This window comes from Micromonospora sp. NPDC047074, from assembly GCF_040643815.1.
Lineage (GTDB): Bacteria > Actinomycetota > Actinomycetes > Mycobacteriales > Micromonosporaceae > Micromonospora.
This window is the reverse complement of record NZ_JBEYVB010000082.1, coordinates 1-2,782: the sequence shown is the minus strand read 5'-3', so window position 1 is coordinate 2,782 and position 2,782 is coordinate 1. Positions and strand designations below refer to the sequence as shown.

General features: G+C 68.2%; 3 protein-coding genes and 1 pseudogene. All 4 read left to right on the top strand.

Translation table 11 applies throughout. From position 1 onward, the window contains the following. Positions 1-414, top strand: a 414-nt coding sequence (locus ABZ809_RS34430; RefSeq protein ID WP_357566841.1) for a fumarylacetoacetate hydrolase family protein, incomplete at its 5' end; no start/stop codon positions are given. 52 nt (positions 415-466) lie between these two features. Beyond that, positions 467-1,444, top strand: coding sequence for an acetaldehyde dehydrogenase (acetylating) (locus ABZ809_RS34425; RefSeq protein ID WP_357566840.1), 978 nt, complete (start codon positions 467-469; stop codon positions 1,442-1,444). Then, positions 1,441-2,529: a 4-hydroxy-2-oxovalerate aldolase gene (dmpG, locus tag ABZ809_RS34420; RefSeq protein WP_357566838.1), complete on the top strand. Its 1,089-nt coding sequence runs from the start codon at positions 1,441-1,443 to the stop codon at positions 2,527-2,529. The genes ABZ809_RS34425 and dmpG overlap by 4 nt, the downstream gene beginning before the upstream one ends. Beyond that, positions 2,526-2,782, top strand: a pseudogene (locus tag ABZ809_RS34415) (4-oxalocrotonate decarboxylase); the annotation flags it as partial. The gene dmpG and the pseudogene ABZ809_RS34415, both read left to right, overlap by 4 nt.

Genomic DNA, 2,782 nt, shown 5'->3' with positions numbered 1-2,782 from the left:
CGGGCGGTGGACCATTTGTTGCCGGCGATCGAGATCGTGGATTCGCGGGTGGCGGGGTGGGACATCTCGATCGTGGACACGGTCGCGGACAACGCGTCCTCCGGCTTGTTCGTGTTGGGTACGGTGCCGCGTCGGTTGGCGGATGTTGATCTGCGGTTGTGCGGCATGGTGCTGGAGCAGGCTGGTGAACCGGTGTCGGTCGGGGCCGGCGCGGCTTGTTTGGGCAACCCGCTGCACGCGGTGCAGTGGCTGGCCCAGACGATGGCCCGCTCGGGTGACCCCCTGCGCGCCGGCGATGTGGTGTTGTCCGGGGCGCTCGGCCCGATGGTGTCGGTGACGCCGGGCGCGGCGTATGAGGCGCGGATCTCCGGTCTTGGCTCGGTGCGGGCGTGCTTTTCGGAGGTGGCGTCGTGAGCATGTGGGGCGGGCTCGTGAACGTGGCTGTCCTGAGTCGGGAGGGCACGGCATGACGGTCGGGGTGGCGGTGATCGGGTCGGGGAACATCGGCACCGATTTGATGATCAAGGTGCTGCGGTTGAGTGACAGCCTCCGGATGGTGGCGATGGTCGGCATCGATCCTGAGTCGGATGGCCTGGCGCGGGCGCGCAGGTTGGGTGTGGCGACGACCGCCGGGGGTGTCGACGGCTTGGTCGCGATGCCGGAGTTCGCTGAGGTGGGGTTGGTGTTCGATGCCACGTCGGCGGGTGCGCACCGGCGCAACGATGCGGTGCTGGCCGAGCACGGTCGTCTGGTGGTGGATTTGACGCCGGCGGCGATTGGTCCGTATGTGGTGCCGCCGGTGAATCTGGATGAGCATCTGGGTGAGCGCAACGTGAACATGGTGACGTGTGGTGGGCAGGCGACGGTGCCGATCGTCGCCGCCGTCGGCAGGGTGACGCCGGTCGCCTACGGGGAGATCGTGGCGTCGATTGCTTCCAAGTCGGCGGGGCCGGGGACGCGGGCGAACATCGACGAGTTCACGGAGACGACGGCGCGGGCGATCGAGGTGGTCGGTGGCGCTGATCGTGGTAAGGCGATCATCGTGTTGAATCCGGCGGATCCGCCGTTGTTGATGCGGGACACGGTGTACTGCCTGTGTGAGGACGCCGACGCTGACCGGGCGGCGATCGCCGCGTCGGTGGCGGAGATGGTGGCGGCGGTGCAGGGGTATGTGCCCGGCTATCGGTTGAAGCAGGACGTGCAGTTCGACCGGGTGGATGCGTATGTGCCGGCGTTGGGTCGGCGCCTGTCGGGGTTGCAGGTGTCGGTGTTCCTTGAGGTCTCCGGCGCGGGGCACTACCTGCCGGCGTATGCGGGGAATCTGGACATCATGACGTCGGCGGCGCTGCGTACAGCGGAGCGTCTGGTGGCGGTGCGGTCGGCCGGCCGGGATGGGACGGTTCGTGACGGCGGGCGCCGCGATGCTGCGGGGGTGCTGTCGTGACTGATCTGTATATCCAGGACGTGACGTTGCGTGACGGTATGCATGCGGTGGCTCACCGGTACACGGTGGAGCAGGTCCGCACGATCGCGGCGGCGTTGGACGCGGCGGGGGTGGCCGCGATCGAGGTCGCCCACGGTGACGGGCTGGCCGGGTCGAGTGTCAACTACGGCCACGGTGCGGCCAGTGACGCCGACTGGATCGCGGCGGCGGCCGAGGTGATGACCACCGCGAAGCTGACCACCCTGTTGTTGCCGGGGATCGGCACGATCGCCGACCTGAAGGCGGCGAAAGCCCTCGGCGTGACCAGTGTGCGGATCGCCACCCACTGCACGGAGGCTGATATCTCCGCCCAGCACATTGCGTGGGCGCGGGAGAACGGCATGGACGTGTCCGGGTTCCTGATGATGTCGCACATGAACGACCCCGCAGGGTTGGCAGCCCAAGCCAAGCTGATGGAGTCGTACGGGGCGCACTGCGTCTACGTCACCGACTCCGGCGGCCGGCTACTCATGTCGGACGTCGCCGAGCGGGTGGACGCCTATCGGCAGGTGCTGGAACCAACGACGCAGATCGGTATCCACGCCCACCACAACCTGTCCCTCGGCGTCGCCAACAGCGTCGTCGCCGTGGAACACGGTCGGATCGTCGGTGACGGGCCGCTGGGTTCGGCGCACGGGCGGACGGTGCGGGTGGACGCGTCGCTGGCCGGTCAGGGTGCCGGGGCGGGTAATGCGCCGTTGGAGGTGTTCGTGGCGGTCGCCGAGTTGCACGGCTGGGAGCACGGTTGTGACGTGTTCGCGTTGATGGACGCCGCCGACGACATTGTGCGCCCGTTGCAGGACCGGCCGGTGCAGGTCGACCGGGAAACCCTGTCCCTCGGCTACGCCGGGGTGTACTCAAGCTTCCTGCGCCATGCCGAACGGGCCTCGGACAAGTACGGGGTCGACGTGCGCTCGATCCTGGTCGAGTTGGGCCGTCGTCGCATGGTCGGCGGGCAGGAAGACATGATCGTGGACGTGGCACTCGACCTGGCCGGCGGTCGTGAACAGCAGCAGAAGCAGCAGGGAAAGGGTGAGGCGGCATGATCGGGCCGGACACCGCTGGAATCGCCGCACGCCTCGGTGAGGCGGCGGACACCGCCACCGCCATCCCACAGTTGGCGGCCGAGACCGGCCTCGATGTCGACGCCGCCTATGCGGTGCAGACCGCCCTGATCCAGCGTCGTCTCGACCGGGGTGAGCGTCTGATCGGGTTGAAGATGGGCCTGACCAGCCGGGCGAAAATGGTCCAGGTCGGTGTGGACGAGGTGATCTGGGGTCGGCTCACCGACACCATGCG